The 20,364-nt window shown below is 72.5% G+C and carries 21 protein-coding genes; 12 read left to right on the forward strand and 9 right to left on the reverse strand.

Annotated elements, in window-relative coordinates:
• From K933_RS09035 to K933_RS09045, 3 genes are all read left to right on the forward strand, one after another.
• A partial coding sequence (locus tag K933_RS09035; protein ID WP_023394414.1) for a phosphotransferase family protein occupies positions 1-661 on the forward strand: 661 nt, incomplete at its 5' end.
• Between the two features lie 156 nt (positions 662-817).
• Positions 818-1,582 carry a creatininase family protein gene (locus K933_RS09040; RefSeq protein WP_023394415.1) on the forward strand — a complete coding sequence of 255 codons (765 nt, stop codon included), beginning with the start codon at positions 818-820 and terminating at the stop codon, positions 1,580-1,582.
• Positions 1,579-2,811 (forward strand): NAD(P)/FAD-dependent oxidoreductase, encoded by a 1,233-nt coding sequence (locus K933_RS09045; protein WP_023394416.1) that lies wholly within the window; start codon positions 1,579-1,581, stop codon positions 2,809-2,811. Before K933_RS09040 ends, K933_RS09045 begins: the two co-directional genes overlap by 4 nt.
• Before the next feature lie 45 nt (positions 2,812-2,856).
• On the opposite strand, the gene K933_RS09050 is transcribed toward K933_RS09045, so the two are convergent.
• Both K933_RS09050 and K933_RS18700 read right to left on the reverse strand, forming a co-directional pair.
• Complete coding sequence (locus K933_RS09050; protein ID WP_023394417.1) at positions 2,857-3,501, reverse strand: Hsp20/alpha crystallin family protein; 645 nt, start codon at positions 3,499-3,501, stop codon at positions 2,857-2,859.
• Positions 3,498-3,656, reverse strand: coding sequence for a DUF7559 family protein (locus K933_RS18700; protein ID WP_023394418.1), 159 nt, complete (start codon positions 3,654-3,656; stop codon positions 3,498-3,500). Before K933_RS18700 ends, K933_RS09050 begins: the two co-directional genes overlap by 4 nt.
• A gap of 344 nt (positions 3,657-4,000) precedes the next feature.
• Here K933_RS18700 and K933_RS09055 point away from each other — a divergent pair, with 344 nt between their 5' ends.
• Positions 4,001-5,806, forward strand: a complete 1,806-nt coding sequence (locus K933_RS09055) for a radical SAM protein (protein ID WP_023394419.1) — start codon at positions 4,001-4,003, stop codon at positions 5,804-5,806.
• A 32-nt stretch (positions 5,807-5,838) separates the two neighbouring features.
• On the forward strand, positions 5,839-6,615 hold the full coding sequence (locus K933_RS09060; RefSeq protein ID WP_049947749.1) for an MBL fold metallo-hydrolase: 777 nt from the start codon (positions 5,839-5,841) through the stop codon (positions 6,613-6,615).
• Between the two features lie 124 nt (positions 6,616-6,739).
• Here the strand turns inward: K933_RS09060 and K933_RS09065 are convergent, their stop codons facing one another.
• Positions 6,740-6,952: a DUF7511 domain-containing protein gene (locus K933_RS09065; protein ID WP_152529790.1), complete on the reverse strand. Its 213-nt coding sequence runs from the start codon at positions 6,950-6,952 to the stop codon at positions 6,740-6,742.
• Between the two features lie 188 nt (positions 6,953-7,140).
• Here K933_RS09065 and K933_RS09070 point away from each other — a divergent pair, with 188 nt between their 5' ends.
• Together K933_RS09070 and K933_RS09075 are read left to right on the forward strand one after the other, a co-directional pair.
• Positions 7,141-7,947 carry a YkgJ family cysteine cluster protein gene (locus tag K933_RS09070; protein ID WP_023394422.1) on the forward strand — a complete coding sequence of 269 codons (807 nt, stop codon included), beginning with the start codon at positions 7,141-7,143 and terminating at the stop codon, positions 7,945-7,947.
• A gap of 96 nt (positions 7,948-8,043) precedes the next feature.
• A complete protein-coding gene (locus K933_RS09075) occupies positions 8,044-8,448 on the forward strand; it encodes a TRAM domain-containing protein (RefSeq protein WP_023394423.1) in 405 nt (134 codons plus the stop codon).
• A 256-nt stretch (positions 8,449-8,704) separates the two neighbouring features.
• Here K933_RS09075 and K933_RS09080 read toward each other — a convergent pair whose 3' ends face one another.
• Positions 8,705-9,409 (reverse strand): class I SAM-dependent methyltransferase, encoded by a 705-nt coding sequence (locus tag K933_RS09080; protein WP_023394424.1) that lies wholly within the window; start codon positions 9,407-9,409, stop codon positions 8,705-8,707.
• Between the two features lie 193 nt (positions 9,410-9,602).
• On the opposite strand from K933_RS09080, the gene K933_RS18350 reads away from it, so the two are divergent.
• Positions 9,603-11,267: a hypothetical protein gene (locus K933_RS18350; RefSeq protein ID WP_023394425.1), complete on the forward strand. Its 1,665-nt coding sequence runs from the start codon at positions 9,603-9,605 to the stop codon at positions 11,265-11,267.
• An 82-nt stretch (positions 11,268-11,349) separates the two neighbouring features.
• Here K933_RS18350 and K933_RS09090 read toward each other — a convergent pair whose 3' ends face one another.
• Positions 11,350-11,742 carry a PPOX class F420-dependent oxidoreductase gene (locus tag K933_RS09090; RefSeq protein WP_023394426.1) on the reverse strand — a complete coding sequence of 131 codons (393 nt, stop codon included), beginning with the start codon at positions 11,740-11,742 and terminating at the stop codon, positions 11,350-11,352.
• 126 nt (positions 11,743-11,868) lie between these two features.
• Between K933_RS09090 and K933_RS09095 the strand changes: the two genes are divergently transcribed.
• Together K933_RS09095 and K933_RS09100 are read left to right on the forward strand one after the other, a co-directional pair.
• Positions 11,869-12,141, forward strand: a complete 273-nt coding sequence (locus K933_RS09095) for a helix-turn-helix domain-containing protein (protein ID WP_023394427.1) — start codon at positions 11,869-11,871, stop codon at positions 12,139-12,141.
• Positions 12,142-12,234: 93 nt separating this feature from the next.
• Positions 12,235-13,146 (forward strand): glycosyltransferase family 2 protein, encoded by a 912-nt coding sequence (locus K933_RS09100; RefSeq protein ID WP_023394428.1) that lies wholly within the window; start codon positions 12,235-12,237, stop codon positions 13,144-13,146.
• Positions 13,147-13,458: 312 nt separating this feature from the next.
• Here K933_RS09100 and K933_RS09105 read toward each other — a convergent pair whose 3' ends face one another.
• From K933_RS09105 to K933_RS09115, 3 genes are read right to left on the reverse strand one after another with little or no spacing between them, the layout of a single operon-like run.
• Positions 13,459-14,076 carry a trimeric intracellular cation channel family protein gene (locus K933_RS09105; protein WP_023394429.1) on the reverse strand — a complete coding sequence of 206 codons (618 nt, stop codon included), beginning with the start codon at positions 14,074-14,076 and terminating at the stop codon, positions 13,459-13,461.
• Positions 14,073-14,900, reverse strand: a complete 828-nt coding sequence (locus K933_RS09110; protein WP_023394430.1) for an SAM hydrolase/SAM-dependent halogenase family protein — start codon at positions 14,898-14,900, stop codon at positions 14,073-14,075. Before K933_RS09110 ends, K933_RS09105 begins: the two co-directional genes overlap by 4 nt.
• A 16-nt stretch (positions 14,901-14,916) precedes the next feature.
• A complete protein-coding gene (locus K933_RS09115) occupies positions 14,917-15,474 on the reverse strand; it encodes a nicotinamide-nucleotide adenylyltransferase (protein WP_023394431.1) in 558 nt (185 codons plus the stop codon).
• 166 nt (positions 15,475-15,640) lie between these two features.
• Between K933_RS09115 and lonB the strand changes: the two genes are divergently transcribed.
• Together lonB and K933_RS09125 are read left to right on the forward strand one after the other, a co-directional pair.
• Positions 15,641-17,755 (forward strand): ATP-dependent protease LonB, encoded by a 2,115-nt coding sequence (lonB, locus tag K933_RS09120; protein ID WP_023394432.1) that lies wholly within the window; start codon positions 15,641-15,643, stop codon positions 17,753-17,755.
• Positions 17,756-17,774: 19 nt separating this feature from the next.
• Positions 17,775-18,668 carry a CPBP family intramembrane glutamic endopeptidase gene (locus tag K933_RS09125; protein ID WP_023394433.1) on the forward strand — a complete coding sequence of 298 codons (894 nt, stop codon included), beginning with the start codon at positions 17,775-17,777 and terminating at the stop codon, positions 18,666-18,668.
• A 64-nt stretch (positions 18,669-18,732) separates the two neighbouring features.
• On the opposite strand, the gene K933_RS09130 is transcribed toward K933_RS09125, so the two are convergent.
• Positions 18,733-20,007 carry an NRAMP family divalent metal transporter gene (locus K933_RS09130; RefSeq protein ID WP_023394434.1) on the reverse strand — a complete coding sequence of 425 codons (1,275 nt, stop codon included), beginning with the start codon at positions 20,005-20,007 and terminating at the stop codon, positions 18,733-18,735.
• Between the last annotated feature and the right edge of the window lie 357 nt (positions 20,008-20,364).

The raw sequence follows: 20,364 nt of genomic DNA on the forward strand, positions 1-20,364 counted from the left end.
GGAGGCGGACGCGACGGGGCGGGCGGCCCTGACCCGCGCGGCCGGTCGGGCGCTGGCGGCGGTCCACGCCGACCGGTTCGACGCCCACGGACGCGTCGTCGGCGGCGGCGCGAACGGTCTCGACGTCGACCGCGGGCCGTGGACCGACGTGCTCCGCGACCGGGTCGGGACGCTCCGAGGGCTGGCGACCAGCGAGCGGTTCGACGACCACTTCGACGCGGTGGCGGACGCCGTCGCGGCCAACCGCGACCTGTTGGACGACGCGCCCGCGGCGCTGGTCCACGGCGACCCGGCGGCCCCGAACGGCTTCCTCGCGGACGACGGCGCCGACACCGGCGGGCGAGTCGGCCTCCTCGACTGGGAACTCGTCCACGTCGGCGACCCGGCGCGCGAACTCGTCCGCGCGCGGCGGCAACTCCTCGGCGGCGCGGACGGGGCGGCCGACGAGCGGTTGGTCGCGGCGCTTCACGACGGCTACCGCGAGCGGGCCGGGTCGCTCCCCGACGGGTTCGAGCGGCGGCGCCCGGTGTACGAGGCGGTCACGTTCCTCGGCGTCTCGGGGTACGTCGACCGACTCGCCGAGTTCCGCGACGAACCGCTCGACGAGTTCGCCGCGTGGGTCGACGCCGAGATGGACCGGCGGCTGGCGCGGGTCGCGTAGCCCGACCGCCGCGCCGTCGCCTCCTACCGTACCGCGTCGCCGCACTACCGCCGCGTCGTCGCCGTACCACCGCAGTTCGTCGCACCGCACCACCGCAGTTCGGCCGCTGTCGGCCGTCACCCGAATACCTACGGTCGCGCGAGCGGAGCGACCCGTGTGCGACTCCTACACGAACTCACGACGACCGAGGTGGGCGACCTGTTCGACGACTGTGAGGTCGCTGTGTTGCCGACCGGCGCGGTCGAACAGCACGGCCCGGCGCTCCCGCTCGGCACCGACCTCCTCGCGGCGGAGGCCGTCGCGCGCGGCGTCGACCGCGACGACGCGGTGTTGCTTCCGACGGTTCCGGTGGGCGTGAGCGCGCACCACCGCCAGTTCGACGGCACGCTCTGGGCGGAGCCGGAGACGTTCGAGGCGTACGTCGGCGAGATAGTCGCGAGCGTCGCGGCCCACGGCGTCCGGAAGGTGGTGGTCGCCAACGGCCACGGCGGCAACCGCGACGCGCTCTCGCGGATGGCCCGTCGGCTCAGGGACGACGGGGTAGCGTTCGCGCCCCAGTGGACCTGGTGGTCGAGCCTCGACGGTCTCGACGAGGAACTGTTCGACCGGTCGGGGATCGGTCACGGCGACGCGATGGAGACGAGCATGGTCCGACACGTCGCCGCCGACCTGGTGCGGGAGGCGGCACTCGACGACGCCGAGGCGGGCGCGGCCGACTCGTGGGGGGAGTCCGTCCACGGCGCGAGCGTCGGCTTCGACACCGCGGAGTTCTCGGCGTCGGGTGTGACGGGCGCCCCGACCGAGGCGAGCGCCGAGGCCGGGCGGAGGCTCTACGAGCGGGCGACGGACGAACTCGACGCGCTCGTCGGCTGGCTCTCCGAGCGGCCGTTCGACGCGCTGACGCCCGAGCCGCACCGATGACGCCGCCCGACGGCCCGCCCTCGGCGTCGCCGGACGCGGCCGACGCGTCCGCTCGCTCGTCGCCGTCCGACGGCCGCCCCGAGCGGGTGGCGGTCGTCGGCGGGGGCGCGGTGGGACTGACCGCCGCAGTCGACCTCCGCGACCGCGGGGTGGACGTGACCGTCTTCGAGCGGTCGTCGGTCGGCGCCGGGGCGTCGGGCCGGGCGGCGGGCGTCCTCTACGACGCGTACGCGGAGGCCGTCGACGCCCGGGTGGCCGCCCGCGCGATGGAGCGCTTTCGGGAGCTGTCGGGGTCGGGCGGGTTCGCGTTCGAGCCGTGTCCGTACGTGATGCTCGCCCGCGAGGGGGACCCGACGCTCGCGGAGGCCATCGAGGGGGCGGCCGGGCGGATGCGCGAGCGGGGGCGACCGGTGGAGACGCTCGACGCCGACGCGCTCGGCGACCGGTTCCCCGCGCTCCGGACGGACGACGTGGCCGCGGCGGCGGCGGCGTCGAACGCCGGCCACGCGGACCCGTCGGCGTACGTCGACCTGCTGGCGACCCGGCTGCGGCGCGCGGGCGGGGAGATTCGCGAGGACGCGCCGGTCGCCGTCTCCGTCGACCCGCCCGGGGTCGTTCCGCGCTCGGAGTCGGACGACCCCGACGCGAGCGTCGAGGCGTTCGACGCGGTGGCGGTCGCGGCGGGCGCGTCGACGGGGCGGCTGCTCGCGGACGCGGGCGTCGACGTGCCGCTGAAGGCGTACCGGGCGCAGGCGCTCGTGAGCCGCGGGTCGTACGACGGGCCGATGTGGTACGACGCCTCCGCGGAGGCGTACGCCCGCCCGCACCCCGCGGGACTGCTCGGCGGCGACGGCGTGAGTCCGGGTGCGGTCGACCCCGAGGCGTGGGACCCCGAGGCGGACGAGGCGTTCGTCGCCGGTCTCTCGGGGACGCTCCGCCATCGGACGGCTCACGACCCCGCCGTTGACCGCGCGTGGGCCGGGGTCTGTACCGCGACGCCGGACGGCGACCCGCTGTTGGGTGAACTCCGCCCGGGGGTGTACGTCGCCGCGGGGTGGCACGGCCACGGGTTCATGCGCGCGCCGGCGACGGGCGAGGCGCTCGCGCGGAACCTGTGTGACGAGGGCGGGATCGGTCCGTTCGACCCCGCGCGGTTCGACGGGGACGAGTCGTTCGAGATACGCGAGGGGATGGCGGTCGACCCGGCGTTCGACGACGACCCGCCGTAGCGTGCGTCGGCTCCGGTCCGCAGGTAACAGAAGTGGGCGGCGACGCTACTCCTCGTCGTCGTCGTCGCCGTCGGCGGAGAGGGCCGCTCCCTCGTCGTCGGCGTCGTCGCCGTCGGTCGACGCCGAGCGCACGGACTCGTCGGTCTCGCCGCTCTCGTCCCCCGAGAGGGCGGCCTCGTCGGCGTCCTCGTCGAGACTGATCTCCTCGGCCGCGTCGGCGCCGGCGGACGCCGACGCGGACGCGCCCTCGTCGACGGCGACCGCGCGCCCCGCCGCCGACTTGGGGACGCGGACGCTGAGCGTGCCGTGTTCGGAGAGGGTGGCGGTCGCGCCGTCGGCGTCGACCGCGGCGCCGTCGGGGAGCGTGGCCCGGCCGTCGAGCGAGAGACCGCGCCCGGGGAACCGCGTGTCGAACCCCTCGTGGAAGTCGCGGAACCGGTCGACGCGGACCTCGACCGCGCCGCGGCGGAAGCGGACCTGGAGGTCGGCGTCGGTCGCGCCCGGCGCGTCGAAGACGACCAGGTAGGCGTCGTCGGATTCGAGCAGGTCGTACGCGAGCGGCGTCCGCTCTTGCATCTTGCTCACGCCCCGACCCACCCGGTCGAGGACGCTGTTGACCGCCGACCGCCCGGCGTCTCGGAGGCCGCCGAGGTCGCGGTCACCGCCCGCGCGTTCCTCGTCGCCGTTCATAGCTCGATCTCTTCGAGACAGTCGGTCCCCCCGCAGAGCGGACACGACAGGTCCGAGACGGAGTGGTCGTCCGCGATGTCGTACGTGTAGTGGTTCTCGAACATGTCGAGTTCGCAGTCGCCGCTCGTACACTTGATCTCTTTCGTCGCGGGCATGCCCGGAGCTAGGGCCGCGCGGGTCATAAACGGCGTGGGGTCGGCGCCTCCCGGCCGGCGCGCCGTCCGCGTCGCCTCGTCGATCGTTACTCCTCCGCCCCTGTAAATTCCGTGGAGCGAAAGATATTATTAACTCGCAGACCAACACGAGCGTGGGTGTGTGACCCGGTGGCCGGGGCGTGGTCGACCGCGCGGACCGACGCTCGGGGCGGCGGCCGCGGCGACGAGTCCGGGGCGGTCCCCCCCGCTGACCCGTCCCCCCGCGGATCCGTCCCCGCGTCGGGCCAGCCCCGCACGCACGACCGCACGTCTTTAACCGCTCGACCGTCTCCCCCGACACAACAATGACCGTGCCGGAGACCGACGGCGGCCGAGCGTCGTCCCCATCGCCAGACCCCGCCGACCTCTCGGTCACCATCGTCGACGGCTACGTGGACGAACCGGCGCACTTCGGCGTCCCGCCGTACGTCTCGACGTACCCGCGGTTCACCGCGGGCGCGCTCGTCGACGCCGGCGTCCCCGAGTCTGCGATCACCTACCACACCATCGACGAACTCCGCGACGAGCGCCGGAAGTGGGCGGACGTCGCCGACGCGGACCTCATGGTGTACGTCGGCGGGATGACCGTCCCCGGGAAGTACGTCGGCGGCACGCCCGCCGAACCCGACGAGGTGCGGAAGTTGGCGTGGACCGCCGACGGCGTCACCCTGCTCGGCGGGCCGGTCCGCTTCGGCGTCGGCGAGGAGAACGCGGGCGCACAGGAGATGGAGCGCGACGACCTCGACTACGACTTCGCCTCGATGGGCGACGTGGAGGCGGCCGCCCACGACCTGGTACGCAACGGATTGGAGGGGTACGGCGACCGCATCCGCGAGTACGACGAGGTGGCGCGGTGGTCGAGCATGGGCGCGTTCGTCGTCGAACAGCACCCCAACCACCCGGAGTACCTGATCGCGGAACTCGAAACCTCACGGGGCTGCGCCTACCGGTGTTCGTTCTGCACGGAGCCGATGTACGGCGACCCCGACTTCCGGACGGCGCCCGACGTGGTGTCGGAGGTGGACGCCCTCTCGGACCACGGCGTGAGCCACTTCCGGCTCGGCCGGCAGGCCGACATCCTCGCGTTCGGCGGCGACGGAGAGGCGCCGAATCCGGACGCGCTCGAACAGTTGTACGCCGGGATCCGCGAGGTGGCGCCCGACCTCGACACGCTCCACCTCGACAACATGAACCCCGTCACGATCACCGACTACCCCGAGGCGTCGCGGGCCGCCATCGAGGTGATCGCCGCACACAACACGCCCGGCGACACCGCGGCGTTCGGGCTCGAATCCGCCGACCCCGAGGTGAGAGAGCGGAACAACCTGCTCGTGAGCGCCGACGAGTGTCTCGACGCCGTCCGCGTCGTCAACGAGGCGGCGGGCTGGCGGCCCGGCGAGGACCGCGCGGCCGCGCCGACGTACGGCGACGACGCCGCCCGCCGCCTGCCGAAACTCCTCCCGGGGATCAACTTCGTCCACGGGCTGACGGGCGAGACGGAGGAGACGTTCGAACACAACCGCGCGTTCCTCGACAGCGTGCTCGACGAGGGGCTGTTGCTCCGCCGGGTGAACATCCGGCAGGTGATGGCGTTCGAGGGAACCGAGATGGCGGAGACGGGGGCGAAGCTCGCGAAGGAGCACAAGACGCAGTTCCAGCAGTACAAACGCGAGGTGCGCGAGACGGTCGACCGGCCGATGCTCGAACGCGTGATGCCCCGCGGCACCGTCCTGCCGGACGTCCACCTGGAGTACCACGACGAGGGGACGACGTTCGGCCGGCAGCTCGGCACCTACCCCATCCTCGTCGGCATCCCCGGCGAGCGGGACCTGGGGCGGACGCTGGACGTGGCGGTGGTCGACTGGGGCTACCGGTCGGTGACCGCGGTGCCGTACCCGCTCGACGTGAACGCGGCGTCGATGGACGAACTCACGGCCATCCCGGGGATCGGGAGGGGGACGGCGGGCGACCTCGTGGTGAACCGGCCGTACGCGGACGCCGCCGCGGCGAGCGAGGTGGCGGGGACCGACCTCTCGGGGGTCGCCGCCGCGGGCGTCGACGCGCCCGGTGCGGACGACACCGACGCGGAACCGGGGCGGGTCGACCCGTGAGCGGGAACGCGCCCGCCGCTGCGACCGCGGACGTGCGCGTCGAGCGGGTGCCGGTGCCCGTCGAGACGCGCGCGCCCGACGGCCGGACGAACGCCTACCTCGTCGCGGGCGGGACGACGCTCTTGGTCGACCCGCCCGCCCGGAGCGACGACCTCGACGCGGCGGTCGACGACGCGGACCCCGGCGTCGACCACGTCGCCGTCACTCACACCCACCCGGACCACGTGGGCGCGGTCGCGGCGTACGCCGAGCGGACTGGGGCGACGGTGTGGGCGCGCCGTGGCCGCGAGACCGCGTTCGAGGCGGCGACAGGCGTCGCGCCCGACCGGACGTTCGTCGAGGGCGACCGGGTCGGGCCGGCGACCGCGCTCGATCTGCAGGGGCACGCGCCCGACGGCGTCGGGTTCGAGACGGACGCGGGCGTGGTCTGTGGCGACGTGGCCGTCGCCGAGGGGAGCGTCGTCGTCGGCGCGCCCGACGGCGACGTGCGGGCGTACCTGACGGCGCTCCGCCGCCTGCACGCCCGGGACCCGCCGCGGCTGTTCGCGGGACACGGAGCCGTGGTCGACGACCCGCGCGCGACGTGCGAGCGACTGATCGACCACCGGCTGACGCGCGAGCGGGCGGTGCTGGCGGCGGTCGAGGGGGGTGCGCGGTCGCTCGACGGCGTGCTCGCGGCGGCGTACGGGAAGGACCTGACCGGCGTGCGCGACTTAGCGCGGGCGACCGTCCGCGCGCACGTCGAGAAACTGGTGCGGGATGGGGACCTGCGGTGGGACGCCGACGCGGAGCGGGTCGACCTCGCGTAGCCCGCCGACCCCGCGGAGTCCGCCGACCCGGCGTGAGCGGGCGACGCGCCGCACCGACCCGGTCCGGTCGAGGAGTGTGCGGCCGGCCCGGTCCCGCCGCTCCGCCGACGTGCCGACTACCGACTCACCGGAGGTCGTCGAGCGGGACGAAACAGTCCGCGTTCGCGCTGAGCCAGTGGGTCGTGATCGCGGCGTCGTCGGCGTCGTCCGGGAAGACGGTACACCGGTCCGGTTCGCCCTCGTAGCGGACGACGGTCGCGCGGAGGTCGGTCGGCGCGGGGCGGCTGGCGTCGGGCGCTGGTGTGCTCCCGGTCCGGGAGTCGGGGCCTGCCGACATCGAGTACGTCACTCCCCCGCGGGGACTTAACCGTCGCTAAGAGGCGTGGGTGCGGCTATTGAGCCGTCGGGAGCGATCATACCGCCGGCGGCGGACCCGAAGTACGGGTCCGTCGGGGCCTGTACGCCCCGGTCCGTCTATCGAGACGGACCCGAGCGGTTTTGGCCGTGGGTCGCCGACGGGCCACTATGGAGTCGCTCGAAGCCGAACTCGAACGCGCACGCGACCTCGACGTGGGGGCGGTGGCCGACGCCGTCGAGTCGATGGGGTTCGAGTGCACCCGGTGTGGCGCCTGCTGTACGGGGGAGACGGCCGCCGACGGCGGGACCGAACCCCACACCGCGACGGTGTTCCCCGACGAGGTGCGGACGCTCGAAGGCGCGGCCGACGGTTCGCACTCGCCAGACGGCTCGCGTGAGTTACCTCGGAGCGATGCTCCTCGGAACTCTCGTTCGACTGATCGCTCACGAGAGTGGCGGGACGTCGCGCGCCCGATGCCGTACGGGCTGACGGAGGGCGACGACGGCCCGGAGGGCGAGACGTTCGAGTGGGCGTTACAGACCGACGCCTGCGGCGACTGCGCCTTCTACGCCGAGGACGACGACGGCGTCGGCGCGTGTACGGTCCACGACGACCGGCCGCTGATCTGCGAGACGTACCCCTTCTCGGTCGCGCTGGAGGGGACGAGCCAGCCGATGGGCGAACCGGTCGACAGCGTCGCCCTGGCGGGCCAACGGGAGGACGGCGAGGCCGACGACGCGGGGATGGTCCGCGCCCACGAGTGTGAGGGGCTCGGACGCGACATCTCCCGCGAGGACGCGGAGGAACTCGCGCGGGCGCTCAAGGAGCGCGCGGTCCGGGAACTGGAGGAGGCCGTCGGCGTCCGCGACGCCTACCGGCCCGTGGAGACGGGACCGGGGGAGGTCGTCGTCCACGACTCCGAGGGGGCGAAGCGCCCCGACGGGACGGCCGTCGACGCGACCGGCGGCGAGTGAGCCGGCGCGAAAGCGGCCGATCGGGGGCGGGCGGGGCGGTCCGGCGGTAGGTATTTCGGGGTGCCGCACAAACGTGGTCGATAGAGGTCTATATTCGTGGAAATCTCCGACGAACTCCTCTGTCTGTTCAGCGCCGAGGTGCGAGAAGAGGACGACCGGTACGTCCTGGAGGTGCCCCGCCGGGAGGTCGAGTCGGGCGGGTTGACCCCCGGCGACGTCTACCGGGTCGCGCTCATCTCCCGAGCCGCGGGCGACGACGCCGACGGGGACACGGGAACCCCGGAGACGACGGCCGACGGGCCGCAGCCGCCGGTCGAACCCGGCGAGATCCGCTACGTCGAGATCGAGGACCTGGGCAAGCAGGGCGACGGTATCGCCCGCGTGGAGCGCGGCTACGTGATCATCGTCCCCGGCGCCGAGGTGGGCGAGCGGGTCAAGATCGAGGTGGCGGAGGTCAAGTCCAACTTCGCGGTCGGCGAGGTCATCGAGGAGGACCTGTAACGCCGCCGCGCTCCCGCCGGTTCGAGCCGCGCGACACCGACGGGTTCGCCGGTCGCTCCGCCCACAACCCGGCCCGCCGGTACCGGCGCGACGGCGACGCTCCCGGAGCGGTCGGTGCCCGACGGCTGGTGCGTGCGGACGGCGGTCCGTCGGCGGCGCTGGCGCTCCGGATGCGGTGACGGTACCCGTCGCGGCGTCCGTCGACGGGCGGCGGGGCGACGACCCGGCTTGGCGGCCGTGAGCCGTCGCGCCGCCGCTACACCTCGGCGGTCCAGTAGGAGACCGAGGCCAGCCGGCGGCCCACCGGGTTGTCGCCGATGGTGGTGTCGACGTCGCGGATCGGGTCGGCGACGGCGTTGGGTATCTCCCGGTAGAAGCCGTACGGGAAGACGAAGTCGTGCGCCTCCTCCGCGAGACCGAGACCCGCGTCGCGGACCAGCCGTTCGACGTCGCCGCGGGAGTAGAGGTGCGACCCCATCGGGAGCGCCCAGTTGTACAGCACCCGGAGCGACCCGTCGTTGAACGTGTCGAAGAAGACGGTCCGCTTCGAGACGCGCGCCATCTCGGCGAGGAACTTCGCGGGCGTCTCCGCGAGGTGGAAAAAGCGCATGGCGAAGACGGTGTCGAAGTGGTCGTCCGGGAACGGGAGCCGCGCGGCGTCGCCCCGGATGAACTCGATCCGCTCGCCGACGCCCGCGCGGCGGGCCTTCTCGCGTCCCTGTGCGAGCATCGCCTCGGAGATGTCGAGTCCGACGATGTCGGCACCGCGCTCGGCGAGCAGGGCGGTGAACCGGCCGGTCCCGCAGGCGATCTCGAGCACGTCGTCGCCCTCTACGGGACCGAGCGCGTTCAACACCGCCTCCTTCTCGCGCCGGTCGATGAGGCGGCCGCCCTTCGAGAACCGCTTGGCGTCGTACTCTTCGGCCACCGCGTCGGCCTGGTACCACTCCTGCCCTTTCACGACTGTCACGGAGTCCTCACCCGAGGGGTAAAACCGTGCTGGAATAGCCCCGCACGCGCCGCCGCCGCGGGCCGCCGTCGCGAGCGGGCCGGCAGAAAACCCATATGGCTCCGACGCTTCCGCCAAGTGATCCCGTGATGGTCCCAGCACCGCTCGCCCTCCCGCGAGACGCACGCCGACGCCCCGTCCCCTCATGAGCAGTCCGACGTACGACACGACGCTCGACGCCGTCGACCACCTCGGCGCGACCCCCGACGGGTCGGTCCCCCTCCGGCTGGACGACGACCGCATCGGCCCGAACACGGAGGTGGTCCTCCCGGACGGCGCGTTCGCGTTCACCGGCCGGGCGACCACCGAGTCGGGGGCGCTCCGCTTCCGCGCGGCGCCCGACGCCTCCCCCGTGTTGCGCCCGCCGGAGGGACACAACGAGTTCCTCGCCAGCGTGAACTGCGACTACTTCGCCTTCGAGGGGATAGACGTCGACGTCTCGGGCGGCGTGACGGGGATGCGCGTCAAGGCGGACTCGTTCGACGTGACGGACGTGACGTTCCGCGGCCGCGGCACGCACCCGAACTGGTCGGTCACGAACTGCTTCAGTCTGCACGTGACGGACCCGCAGGGCGAGGGAACCGTCCGGAACGTCACGGCGCTGCGTGGGTCGGGGTGGGCGCGCTACAAGAACGGTAACGGCCGGGCGTTCATGTGGGTCGGTCCCGAGCACGTCGGGACGCTCCGCGTCCGGAACTGCCGGGTGAGCGAGTTCGGCAACAACGGCGTGTACGGGTCGGCCGCGGCGGGCCGGATCGTCGTCGAGGACTCGGCGTTCTGGAACAACAACGTCGCCTCGGTCCGGTTCGGCTCGGACGGCTGCGAGATGCGCAACACGACCGTCGGCATCGACGTCGAGCGCTACACCGGGCCGCGGGAATCCCGGTTCGAGGCGGACGACTTCTACCTCCGCGGCGTCTGGGTCGAGGCCAAACAGGCGGCGCTCGACGCGCCCGGCCGGGTGCGGGTCGCCGACTCCACGCTCGTCGTCCGGGACGCGCCGACCACCCGCGCGGCGGTGATCGTCCGCCCGAACGCGGGCGCGCTCTCGGTCCGCGAGGGGACGATCATCGACGTACGGGGAGGCCCCTCCCCGGCTATCGAGGCGAAGCGACCCAGCACGGTCGGTCCCGGCTCCCGGCGACACCGACCGCCCGACCCGCCGTACGACCTCGCGCTCGACACCGTCCGGCTCTCGGGGAGCGGGTCGGCCGCCGCCGCGGTGACCGCGGCCGGCCGCGACGTCGCCGCCCGACGGACGCTCGTGACGTTCGACGACGACCGCGACGGCGTCCGCGTCACCGACGGCAACTGCACGCTGATGGACTGTCACGTCGGCGTCGGCGGCCAGCCGGCGGTCGTCGAGGTGTCGAACCGGCACGTGCCGGGCGAACCCCCGACCGTCAACCCGCGGCTCGTCCGCCGGAACGTCTCCACCCGGACGGACGCGGCGACGTGGGCCGCGCTGCTCGCCGACCGCGCGGACGACGACCGCCGCGACCCGGCCCGAATCGCCATCGTCGCCGACGGGGACCCGGCCGCCTACCGGCTCGTCGCCGCCACGGGTGCGACGCTCGAAGCCGCCGACGGGACAGTCGAGGACACGACGGCGGCCGACTGGACCGCCGCGGGGGAGGTCGCCGCGGGCGACCGCGCGGTGTACCGCCTCCGCGGGGCGCTCGTCTCGGCGACGTTCTCCGGCGGGGCCGCGGTCACGGTCGACGGCGTCCCGGTCGACCGGGGGGCGCTCGTCGCCGCGACGCGCCGCCGCGAGACCGAGCGGATGGCGGCGGTCCTCGACCGGGAGTGAGACGCGCCGGGGGTCGCCCCGCTCGCCTCGCCGCCCCTCCACCTCGCTTCACCCGCCCGCCTCACCGCACCACCACCTTACCTCACTCGCTCGTGACGACGTGGTCGGCGGGGATCCGGACGACGACGCGCGCGCCCGTCTCCTCGTCGCGGCCGGGGTACTCGTCGACGTCCAGGTACCGCCGCGCGAGTTCGTCGATGTGTTCGTCCGCGCCCTCCTCGGTCAGTTCGGCCTCGCCGCGCACCGAGACGTACCGGTAGGGGTCGTCGGGGTCGAGCACCGAGATGCCGACCTTCGGGTTCCGGGCGACGTTGCGCTCCTTCTGCCGCCCGCGGGCGGTGTTGACGAGCACGTACTCGCCGTCCTCGTGGTCGACCCACACGGGGGTGACGTGCGGGCCGCCGTCGGGCATGACGGTCGCGAACTGGGCGAACGCCTCGGACTCGAAGATGCCGCGGTAGGACTCGGGAATCACACCGGACCACCGACGGGCGCGCACTTCACGTTCCCGCCGGGGAGCATATTAGGTGTATATATAATATGCTCGGCACCCCTCTGTATCGAGGTAACCTTTACCATTGACCTCGGGTTCGCTGGACGTATGAGCACTAGTACTGCGGACGCGGACGGCGCGGACCTGCTGTCGGAGTCGGAGTACCGCGAGCGCCTCCGCGAACTCCCCCCGAGCGCGAAACTCGTCGCCAAGGTACTGGAGGGGGACGCCCCCCTCTCGCAGGGACAACTCGCCGAGGAGTCGCTGCTCCCCGACCGGACGGTACGGTACGCGCTGAATCGCCTGGAGGAGTGCGGGCTGGTCGGCTCGCGCTACTCGTTCAAGGACGCGCGCAAGCAGGTCTACTACCTGAACGTCTGACCGGCCGATCGTCCGAGACCGGGTTGCGCCGTGCAAGCCCGGCCGAACGGCGGGAATCCCCTCATTTAAGTTCTCGACGGTCTACCGACGGGTATGGAGTTCACGGTGGTGGTCCCAACCCTCAACGGACGGGACCGGTTGGCGGCGAGTCTGGACTCGCTCGCCGGGCACGCCCCGGACGCCGAGGTGGTCGTCGTCAACGGACCCTCGGCCGACGGCACCACCGGCATGATCCGCGACCGCGACGACGTCGACGTGCTCGTGGAGATATCCGCGCGCAACGTCAACGTCGCGCGCAACGCCGGCATCGACGCCGCGGCCGGCGACGCCGTCGCCCTGTTGGGGTACGACCACCGCGTCGAGGAGGGGTGGCTCGCGGCCGCCCGCGAGTCGCTCGCCGCGGGCGCGGAGGTGGTGACCGGCCCGCTCCGCCGGACGGTTCGGGGCGGGGCGACCAGCGAGGAGGCCGAACGCCGCACCATCGCCGACCGCGAGGTGACGTACTTCAACGGCCGGAACGTCGCGTTCCGCTCGCACGTCCTGGAGTCGCTCGACGGCTTCGACGAGTACCTCGAAACCGGCGGCGCGCGCGACACCGCCCACCGCCTCGCGGGGATGGACGTCGACGTGACCTGGCTGCCCGAGATGGCGGCGCGCCGCGACGTCGACCCGGCGGCCGACGGCGGGCGCGAGCGCCGGCGGTGGGACTGGAAGTACCGCGCGCTCGCCTACCGACTGGTGAAGAACTACGGCGTCCGCCCCACGGTGGTCCGCCGGACGCTCTCGCACGCGGTCGGCGACGCGCGCGACACCCTCCGCGGGGTGTTCGACGGGACGGTCACCCCGACGGCGTGGGCCGCCAACGGCCGGGACGTGGGCCTCGGGACGGTTCGGGGGGTCGCAGACGGCCTGGCCGCGCGGGTGCGCGACCGGTCGTCCACCCGGAACCCCAACGGGCTGAGCACGCGCACCGACCGCGCGGTGGCGACGTACGACCGGCGGTAGCGACCCCTCGGACGCGCTCCACCCCGATCGGTGTGAACCGCCGTCCCACCCCACTTCGTAGCAGTTTTCGGACGATTACGGGAGACACGATCACACAGAGCGGCGACCGTCTCCCCCTTCGAGTATCGGGGCGTACATGCGGCACCCCCTCTCCAGTCTCGCGGACGACAGCCGGCGAACGCGCGGCGGCGACAGTGACCCTCCGCATCGACGACGTGATCGCCGCGAACTGAGCGGTCCGTCGCGACTCCCGGGGGTCCGTTTTTCCGTCCGCGTCTCCGCGTCACCGCCGAGCGGCGGCGACGGCGGGGGTCACGGCGACGGCAGCCGCCACTCCCGTCGGACCGCGAGCAGGCGGAGCGTGAACACGCCCGCCGCACACGACAGCGTCACGAGCGCCGCCGGGAGTCCGAGGGCGTCCCCGACCGCGACGGCGACGCCGCCGAGGGCGGCCGGCGTCGCGTAGAAGTCCTCGCGGAGGACGACCGGCACCCGCGTGAGCAGGAGGTCCGAGAGGCTCCCCCCGCCCACACCGGTCAGCGTCGCCGTCACGACCACGCCGAACGGCGAGAGGCCCGCCTCGACCCCGACGGCCGCACCCGTCGCGGCGAACGCCGCGAGACCCGCGGCGTCGGCCAGCAGGAACGCCGCCCGGTCGCGGACCCGCCCGTCGACCCGGCGCGCGAGTCCGAACCCGACCGCGACACCCACGACGACCACGACGACGTCGCCGGTCGACCGGAGCGCCGCCGGGACGCGGCCGACGAGGACGTCCCGTACGATCCCGCCGCCGAGCGCCGTCAGCGTGCCGAGCACCGCGACGCCGAACGAGTCGAGACCGGCGTCCGAGCCCTTCAGCGTGCCCGCGACGGCGAACGCCACCAGGCCGACGACGTTCGTCGCCGCCACCGCGTCGGTCGCGGCGCTCACGTCGGCAGCAACTGCGTCTCCTCCTCGTCGAACGAGAGGACGACCGACCGGCCGGGCGCGAGGTCGAACGCCTCGTCGCCGCGCCCCCGGTTGACGTCACACTCCACGTAGCCGTGGCTGCCGACGGTCACCAGCGGGTCGCCCGCGGGGGCGTCCGCGAACGTCTCGACGACGGGGACGGACGCCTCGCCGCCGGAGGTGCGCACCGTCACCGACCCGCCGCGGTGGCCGTCGAGGAACGACCCGGGGACGTTCGTCACCGCGTTGCCGAAGTCGTCGACGACGAGCACCTCGCCGACCGCCCGGCCCGTCTCGACGCGCGCGTCGGAGAACAGGACCGACTCGTACTCGTCGACGGGGTCGAGCGAGTCGAGCGCGTCCATCCGCTCGACGCCCGCCTCGTGGACCGCGGCGGCGGCCGGCGCGAACACGTCGCGGCCGTGGAACGTGCTCGACCGGGGGTCGTCCGTCCGGACCGCGAACACCTCGATTTCGGGGTCCGCTCCGGCGTCCGCGCTCGCCTCCGCGAGCGCCCGCGCGGGCGGGACGAGCGAGCCGTTGTCCGGGCCGACGAGCGCGTGGTCGCCCGCGCGGACGGCGACCGCGGCGCGGTCGGTGCCGACGCCGGGGTCGACCACGGCGAGGTGGACCGCCGGGGGGAACTCGGGGAGGACGAACCGGAGCCAGAACGCGGCCGAGCGGGGGTCGCCACGCGGCAGGTCGTGCGCCACGTCGACGAGGCGGGGGTCGTCCGCCCGCGACAGCAGGACGCCCTTCATCGCGGCGGGGTACGGCGAGCCGAAGTCGGACGCGAGGGTGATCATCGCGGCTCGACCTCCCTCACTCGGGGTCGGGGGCGGTTCCGGTCGTCGCGCCCGCGTCGTCGTCGCCGTTGGCGTCCGTGTCGGCGACCCGGCCGATGCGCTCGACGCCGTCGACCTCCTCGATGACCTCGACGACGGCGTCGGGCACCAGGTCGCGCCAGGCGTCGCCCGCGACCATCCGCTCGCGGAGTTCCGCCCCCTCCAACTCCTCGCGGCGGAACATGGGCGACTGCCGCACCTGCACGCCCGCCTCCGAGAACAGTTGGATCACGAGCGGGTTGTTCGAGTAGGCGACGTCGAACTTGGGACACATCGACTGGACGTGGCTGACCCACACCGAGTTGCGTTCGAGGTCCTCGATGGGGACGACGTACGTCGGCACGTCGATGTCGGCGACGGCGTTGTTCACCATCATCAGCCGCTCGCCGGCGGTGAACGGGTCGTGTTTGGTGTGTGAGTCGCCCGCCGAGCCGACCCCCAAGACGAGTTCGTCCACCTCCGACGCTATCTCTTCGACCATGTGGTGGTGGCCGTCGTGGTACGGCTGGAACCGCCCGATGTAGAACCCCCGCATGTGCGGAGTATTCGACCGACAGTTTATAAGCACGGCGGGACGCCGTAGACCGCCAGAACGGCGGGATACGAGCGGTCTACGCGGGGTCTCTGCTCGGGCGGCGGCGGCGCGACGGGGGAGAAAGTATATCAGTTCCTGGGCCGTCAATTCTGGTAGTAACGATTCTATGAGCAACGATCCGAACGACAGTCGTCGCGACGGCTCCGATCGCTCCGACGAGGAGCGGGAGTACACCGTCGTCGACGACCCCGAGTCAAACGGTACTGCGGGCGGGGGGACCGTCGGCACGTCCAACGAGCCGTCGGACCAGGACGCCGACATCGACGACCTCGGGAGCGACGTGGAGATCGACGCCGAGATCGACGAGGAGAACGCCGAGGACGACCTCCTCGGCGGCCTCCAGATCGACTCGACGGACGAGATCGACGTCCCCGAACGACTCGTCGACCAGGTCATCGGGCAGGAACACGCCCGCGACGTGGTGATGAAGGCGGCCAAACAGCGCCGCCACGTGATGATGATCGGCTCGCCCGGGACGGGTAAGTCGATGCTCGCGAAGGCGATGTCCGAACTCCTCCCGAAGGAGGAGCTTCAGGACGTCCTGGTCTACCACAACCCCGACGACGGCAACAACCCGAAGGTTCGCACCGTCCCCGCGGGGAAGGGCGAACAGATCGTCGAGGCCCACAAGGAGGAGGCGCGCAAGCGCAACCAGATGCGGAGCTTCCTCATGTGGATCATCATCGCGGTGGTGCTCGGCTACGCGTTCCTCGTCCACGGGAACATCCTCCTGGGGATCCTCGCGGCCGGGGTCATCTACCTCGCGTTCCGCTACGGTTCGCGCGGCTCCGACGCGATGATCCCGAACCTCCTCGTGAACAACGCGGACACCAAGTCCGCGCCGTTCGAGGACGCCACCGGCGCGCACGCGGGTGCGCTGCTCGGCGACGTCCGGCACGACCCGTTCCAGTCGGGCGGGATGGAGACGCCCAGCCACGACCGCGTCGAGGCGGGCGCGATCCACACCTCGAACAAGGGCGTGCTGTTCCTCGACGAGATCAACACCCTCGACATCCGGTCACAGCAGAAGCTGATGACCGCGATCCAGGAGGGGGAGTTCGGCATCACCGGCCAGTCCGAGCGCTCCTCGGGTGCGATGGTCCAGACGGAGCCCGTCCCGACGGACTTCGTGATGGTCGCGGCGGGGAACCTCGACGCGATGGAGAACATGCACCCCGCGCTCCGCTCGCGGATCAAGGGGTACGGCTACGAGGTGTACATGGACGACACCCTCGACGACACCCCGGAGATGCGCCGGAAGTACGCCCGGTTCGTCGCCCAGGAGGTCGCCAAGGACGGGCGGCTCCCGCAGTTCGACCGCGAGGCGGTCGAGGAGGTCATCCTCGAAGCGCGGCGGCGCGCGGGTCGGAAGGGTCACCTCACGCTCGAACTCCGGAACCTCGGCGGGCTGGTCCGCGTCTCGGGCGACATCGCTCGCGGCGAGGACGCCGAGATGGTCACCCGCGAGCACGTGCTCCAGGCGAAGGGCCGGAGCCGGTCGATCGAACAGCAGCTCGCGGACGACTACATCGAGCGCCGGAAGGACTACGAGCTCCACGTCTCGGACGGCTACCAGGTCGGCCGCGTCAACGGTCTCGCCGTGATGGGCGAGGACTCGGGGATCATGCTCCCGGTCATGGCGGAGATCACGCCCTCCCAGGGGATGGGCGGGCAGGTGATCGCCACCGGGAAGCTCCAGGAGATGGCCGAGGAGTCGGTGAAGAACGTCTCGGCGATCATCAAGAAGTTCTCCGACGAGGACATCTCGAACCAGGACATCCACATCCAGTTCGTCCAGGCGGGCCAGCAGGGCGTCGACGGCGACTCGGCGTCGATCACGGTGGCGACGGCGGTCATCTCCGCCCTAGAGGGGATGGGCGTCGACCAGAGCCTCGCGATGACGGGCTCGCTCTCCGTGCGGGGTGACGTGCTCCCGGTCGGCGGGGTCACCCACAAGATCGAGGCGGCCGCCAAGTCCGGCTGCGACCGGGTCATCATCCCGAAGGCGAACGAGCAGGACGTGATGATCGAAGACGAGTACAAGGAGATGATCGAGATCATCCCGGTGTCGCACATCTCGGAGGTGCTCGACGTGGCGCTCGAAGGCGAGCCCGAGAAGGACTCGCTGGTCGACCGCCTCAAGAACATCACCGGGTCCGCGCTGAAGGCGAGCGAGGGCCAAGGCGGCGCCCGCGGTCCCTCCAGCCCCAGCCCGCAGTAGCCGTCGCGGACGAGTACGAGTGACCGACTGGACGGCGTTCGCGGCGATCACGGGCGTCGTCCTCGCACTGCTTCTCGCGCTCGCGCGGCTCTCGACGTCCACTTCCACACCGACCGCGAGCGACGCCGCCGCCGATATCGACGCCGAGGCCACCTCCGACGTCGACCCCGGCGGTCGCCGCGCGGACGGGACTCGCCGTCCTACGAGCGACGCCGCCGGGTCGGAGTCGGCGGCCCAACGGGAGTCGGCGCGGAACCCACCCCCCGACCCGGCGGTCGGGGTCGGCGCTCGCGCGGTCCCCACGGAGGACGCGTACGCGCCCGCCGACCTCCCGCCGGGCGCGCTCCTGCTCAACGTGCTACTCTCGCAGGGGCTGTTCGCCACGCTACTCGTCTTCGCGGCGTGGTGGACCCGGCTACCGGCGACGGCGCTGGGGCTCGACCCGGCCGTCTCGCCGCGCCTGCTCGCGGCCGGCGTCGGTCTCGGCGTCGCGCTGTGGGTCGGCAACTACCTCGCGGGCCGGCTGGGCGAGCGGGCCGGCGTGGACGCCGCCGAGGGGTTCCGCGCCGCGCTCGCGCCCGACTCGGCGCGCGAGTGGGCGCTGCTGCTGTTCGCCGTGCTCCCGCTGGTGGCGCTGTTCGAGGAGTTCCTCTTCCGCGCGGCGCTCGTCGGCGCGCTCTCGGCGGGGTTTCCGGTGTCGCCGTGGCTCCTCGCGGTCGGCTCGTCGGTGGCGTTCGCGCTGGGCCACGGCGCGCAGGGACGGGTCGGGATGGCGGTCACGGGCGTCCTCGGGTTCGCGCTCGCGGCGGGGTTCGTCCTCACGGGGAGCCTGGCGGTCGTCGTCGTCGCCCACTACCTGGTGAACGCGCTGGAGTTCGTCGTCCACGAGCGGCCGAGCGCCGGCGAGGGGTGAGTCCCGGTGTGGGGCCGGTGGGTCGGCCCGGACCGGAGCGGCTCGACGCCGACGGGGGGTCGTGTCAGAACCCGCCGGTGGTGACCGTCTCGAAGAAGCTCGGTGCCGACGTCGCCGAAAGGAACAGCGCGAGAACGACGAGGACGAGGTTCGCGGCGGTCAAGGCGGCGCCGTTGGTCCACTCGCCCATCGTCTCGGAGTCGTTGAGCGCCCAGAAGAGGAAGACGACCGTTATCGGGAGCCCCACGATACCGTTGTACGCCGGGAACAGGAGTATCATGTCGACGACGCTCAGCCCGAAGAGGATCGTAACGAGCGGCGAGAGACAGCCGATCCCGGCCCCGACGGCGTAGATCAGCTTGAACTCGCGGGTGCCGCTGTCGGCCTCCTTCCCGCGGGCGTTCTGGATCATGTATGCGGGCGCCCACATGATCGGGACGATGCTGTTGAACGCGGCCGCGACCGCACCGAGGAGGAAGAGGGTCATCGCCCACTGGCCGAGCACGTCCGCGAGCGCCCGGCCGGGCGTGATGAACGTCTCCAGCGACGTGTAGCCGGCCGGCCGTAGCACCGCCGCCGCGGCGATGACGATGGCGACAGTGGTGATCGCGCCGACGGCGTAGCCGATGCCGAGGTCGCGCCGCATCGTCGAGACGTCGTCCGCGTCGGTCCACCCCTTCTCGGAAACGAGGTTGGATTCGAGGAAGAAGTTGGGCCACAGCGCGGTCGTCCCGACGATGCCGGCCGCGAACGTGAGCGCGCTTGGGTCGCCGAACGTGTCGGTCGAGGGGACGAATCCGGCCGCGAACGCGCCGAGGTCGGGGGCGCTGGCGCCGGCGACGACCAGGTAGATCACCAGCAGCGTGAGCATCATCACCGTCATCACCCGCTCGATCCCCTCGTAGTTGAGAACGCCCGTGACGACGGCCGCGAGTCCCGTCAGTACTGCGAGTGGCATCCAGCCGACGGCGCCGCCGAGGAGGATGGAGATCCCCTTGCCGACGGCGGCGGTGAGTTCGAGTGCCCACGCGACGCAGCCGACCGACAACAGCAGGGAGACGACGAGTGCGCCGGTCTCGCCGAGTTTCCCCCGGATGAACGTCATGAGCGACTCGCCGAAGATGCCGAGGCGCGCGCTCATGTCCTGTCCCATGAACCCGAGGAGGGCGGCGCCAACGACTGCCCACAACAGCGCGTACCCGTAGCGGACGCCCGCCGAGGACGCGATGAACACCGACCCCGAGCCGAAGTAGCTCGCGACCATGACGAACGCGAGCCCGTACTCTTGGAAGAAGCCGCTCACCGCGTCGCGCAGCCCGCTCCCACTCGATGTCGACATCTCAGCTCCCCCCCGCTCGCCGACGGGTTCGGCGCGTACCCGTCGGCCCGCCCGTTCGTCGCGTCCCGGGCGGCGGCCGACGACACCTGTGGCCGGTGCTACTGCTCGCTAACGATCGGGTCTCTAATAGAGCCACTTCGAAGATACATTCTTGGCGTGAGACGGTTAAATCCGGGGACAGCGATCCGCCGATCCGCTATGTGGTCCCGTATTGATGGCTGTTGTCGTGGGGTCGGCCTGGATCCTCGGACAGCAGGTTCATCCGCCGGCCGTCCCCGCGGTCGGCCGACGATGCGACTCGCTTGACGACTGGGGCGACCGTGGGTCCGCGTGGTGCTCCGCGGGGGTTACGCGCGC

Origin of the sequence: Candidatus Halobonum tyrrellensis G22 (assembly GCF_000495475.1) — an archaeon.
Taxonomy (GTDB): domain Archaea; phylum Halobacteriota; class Halobacteria; order Halobacteriales; family Haloferacaceae; genus Halobonum; species Halobonum tyrrellense.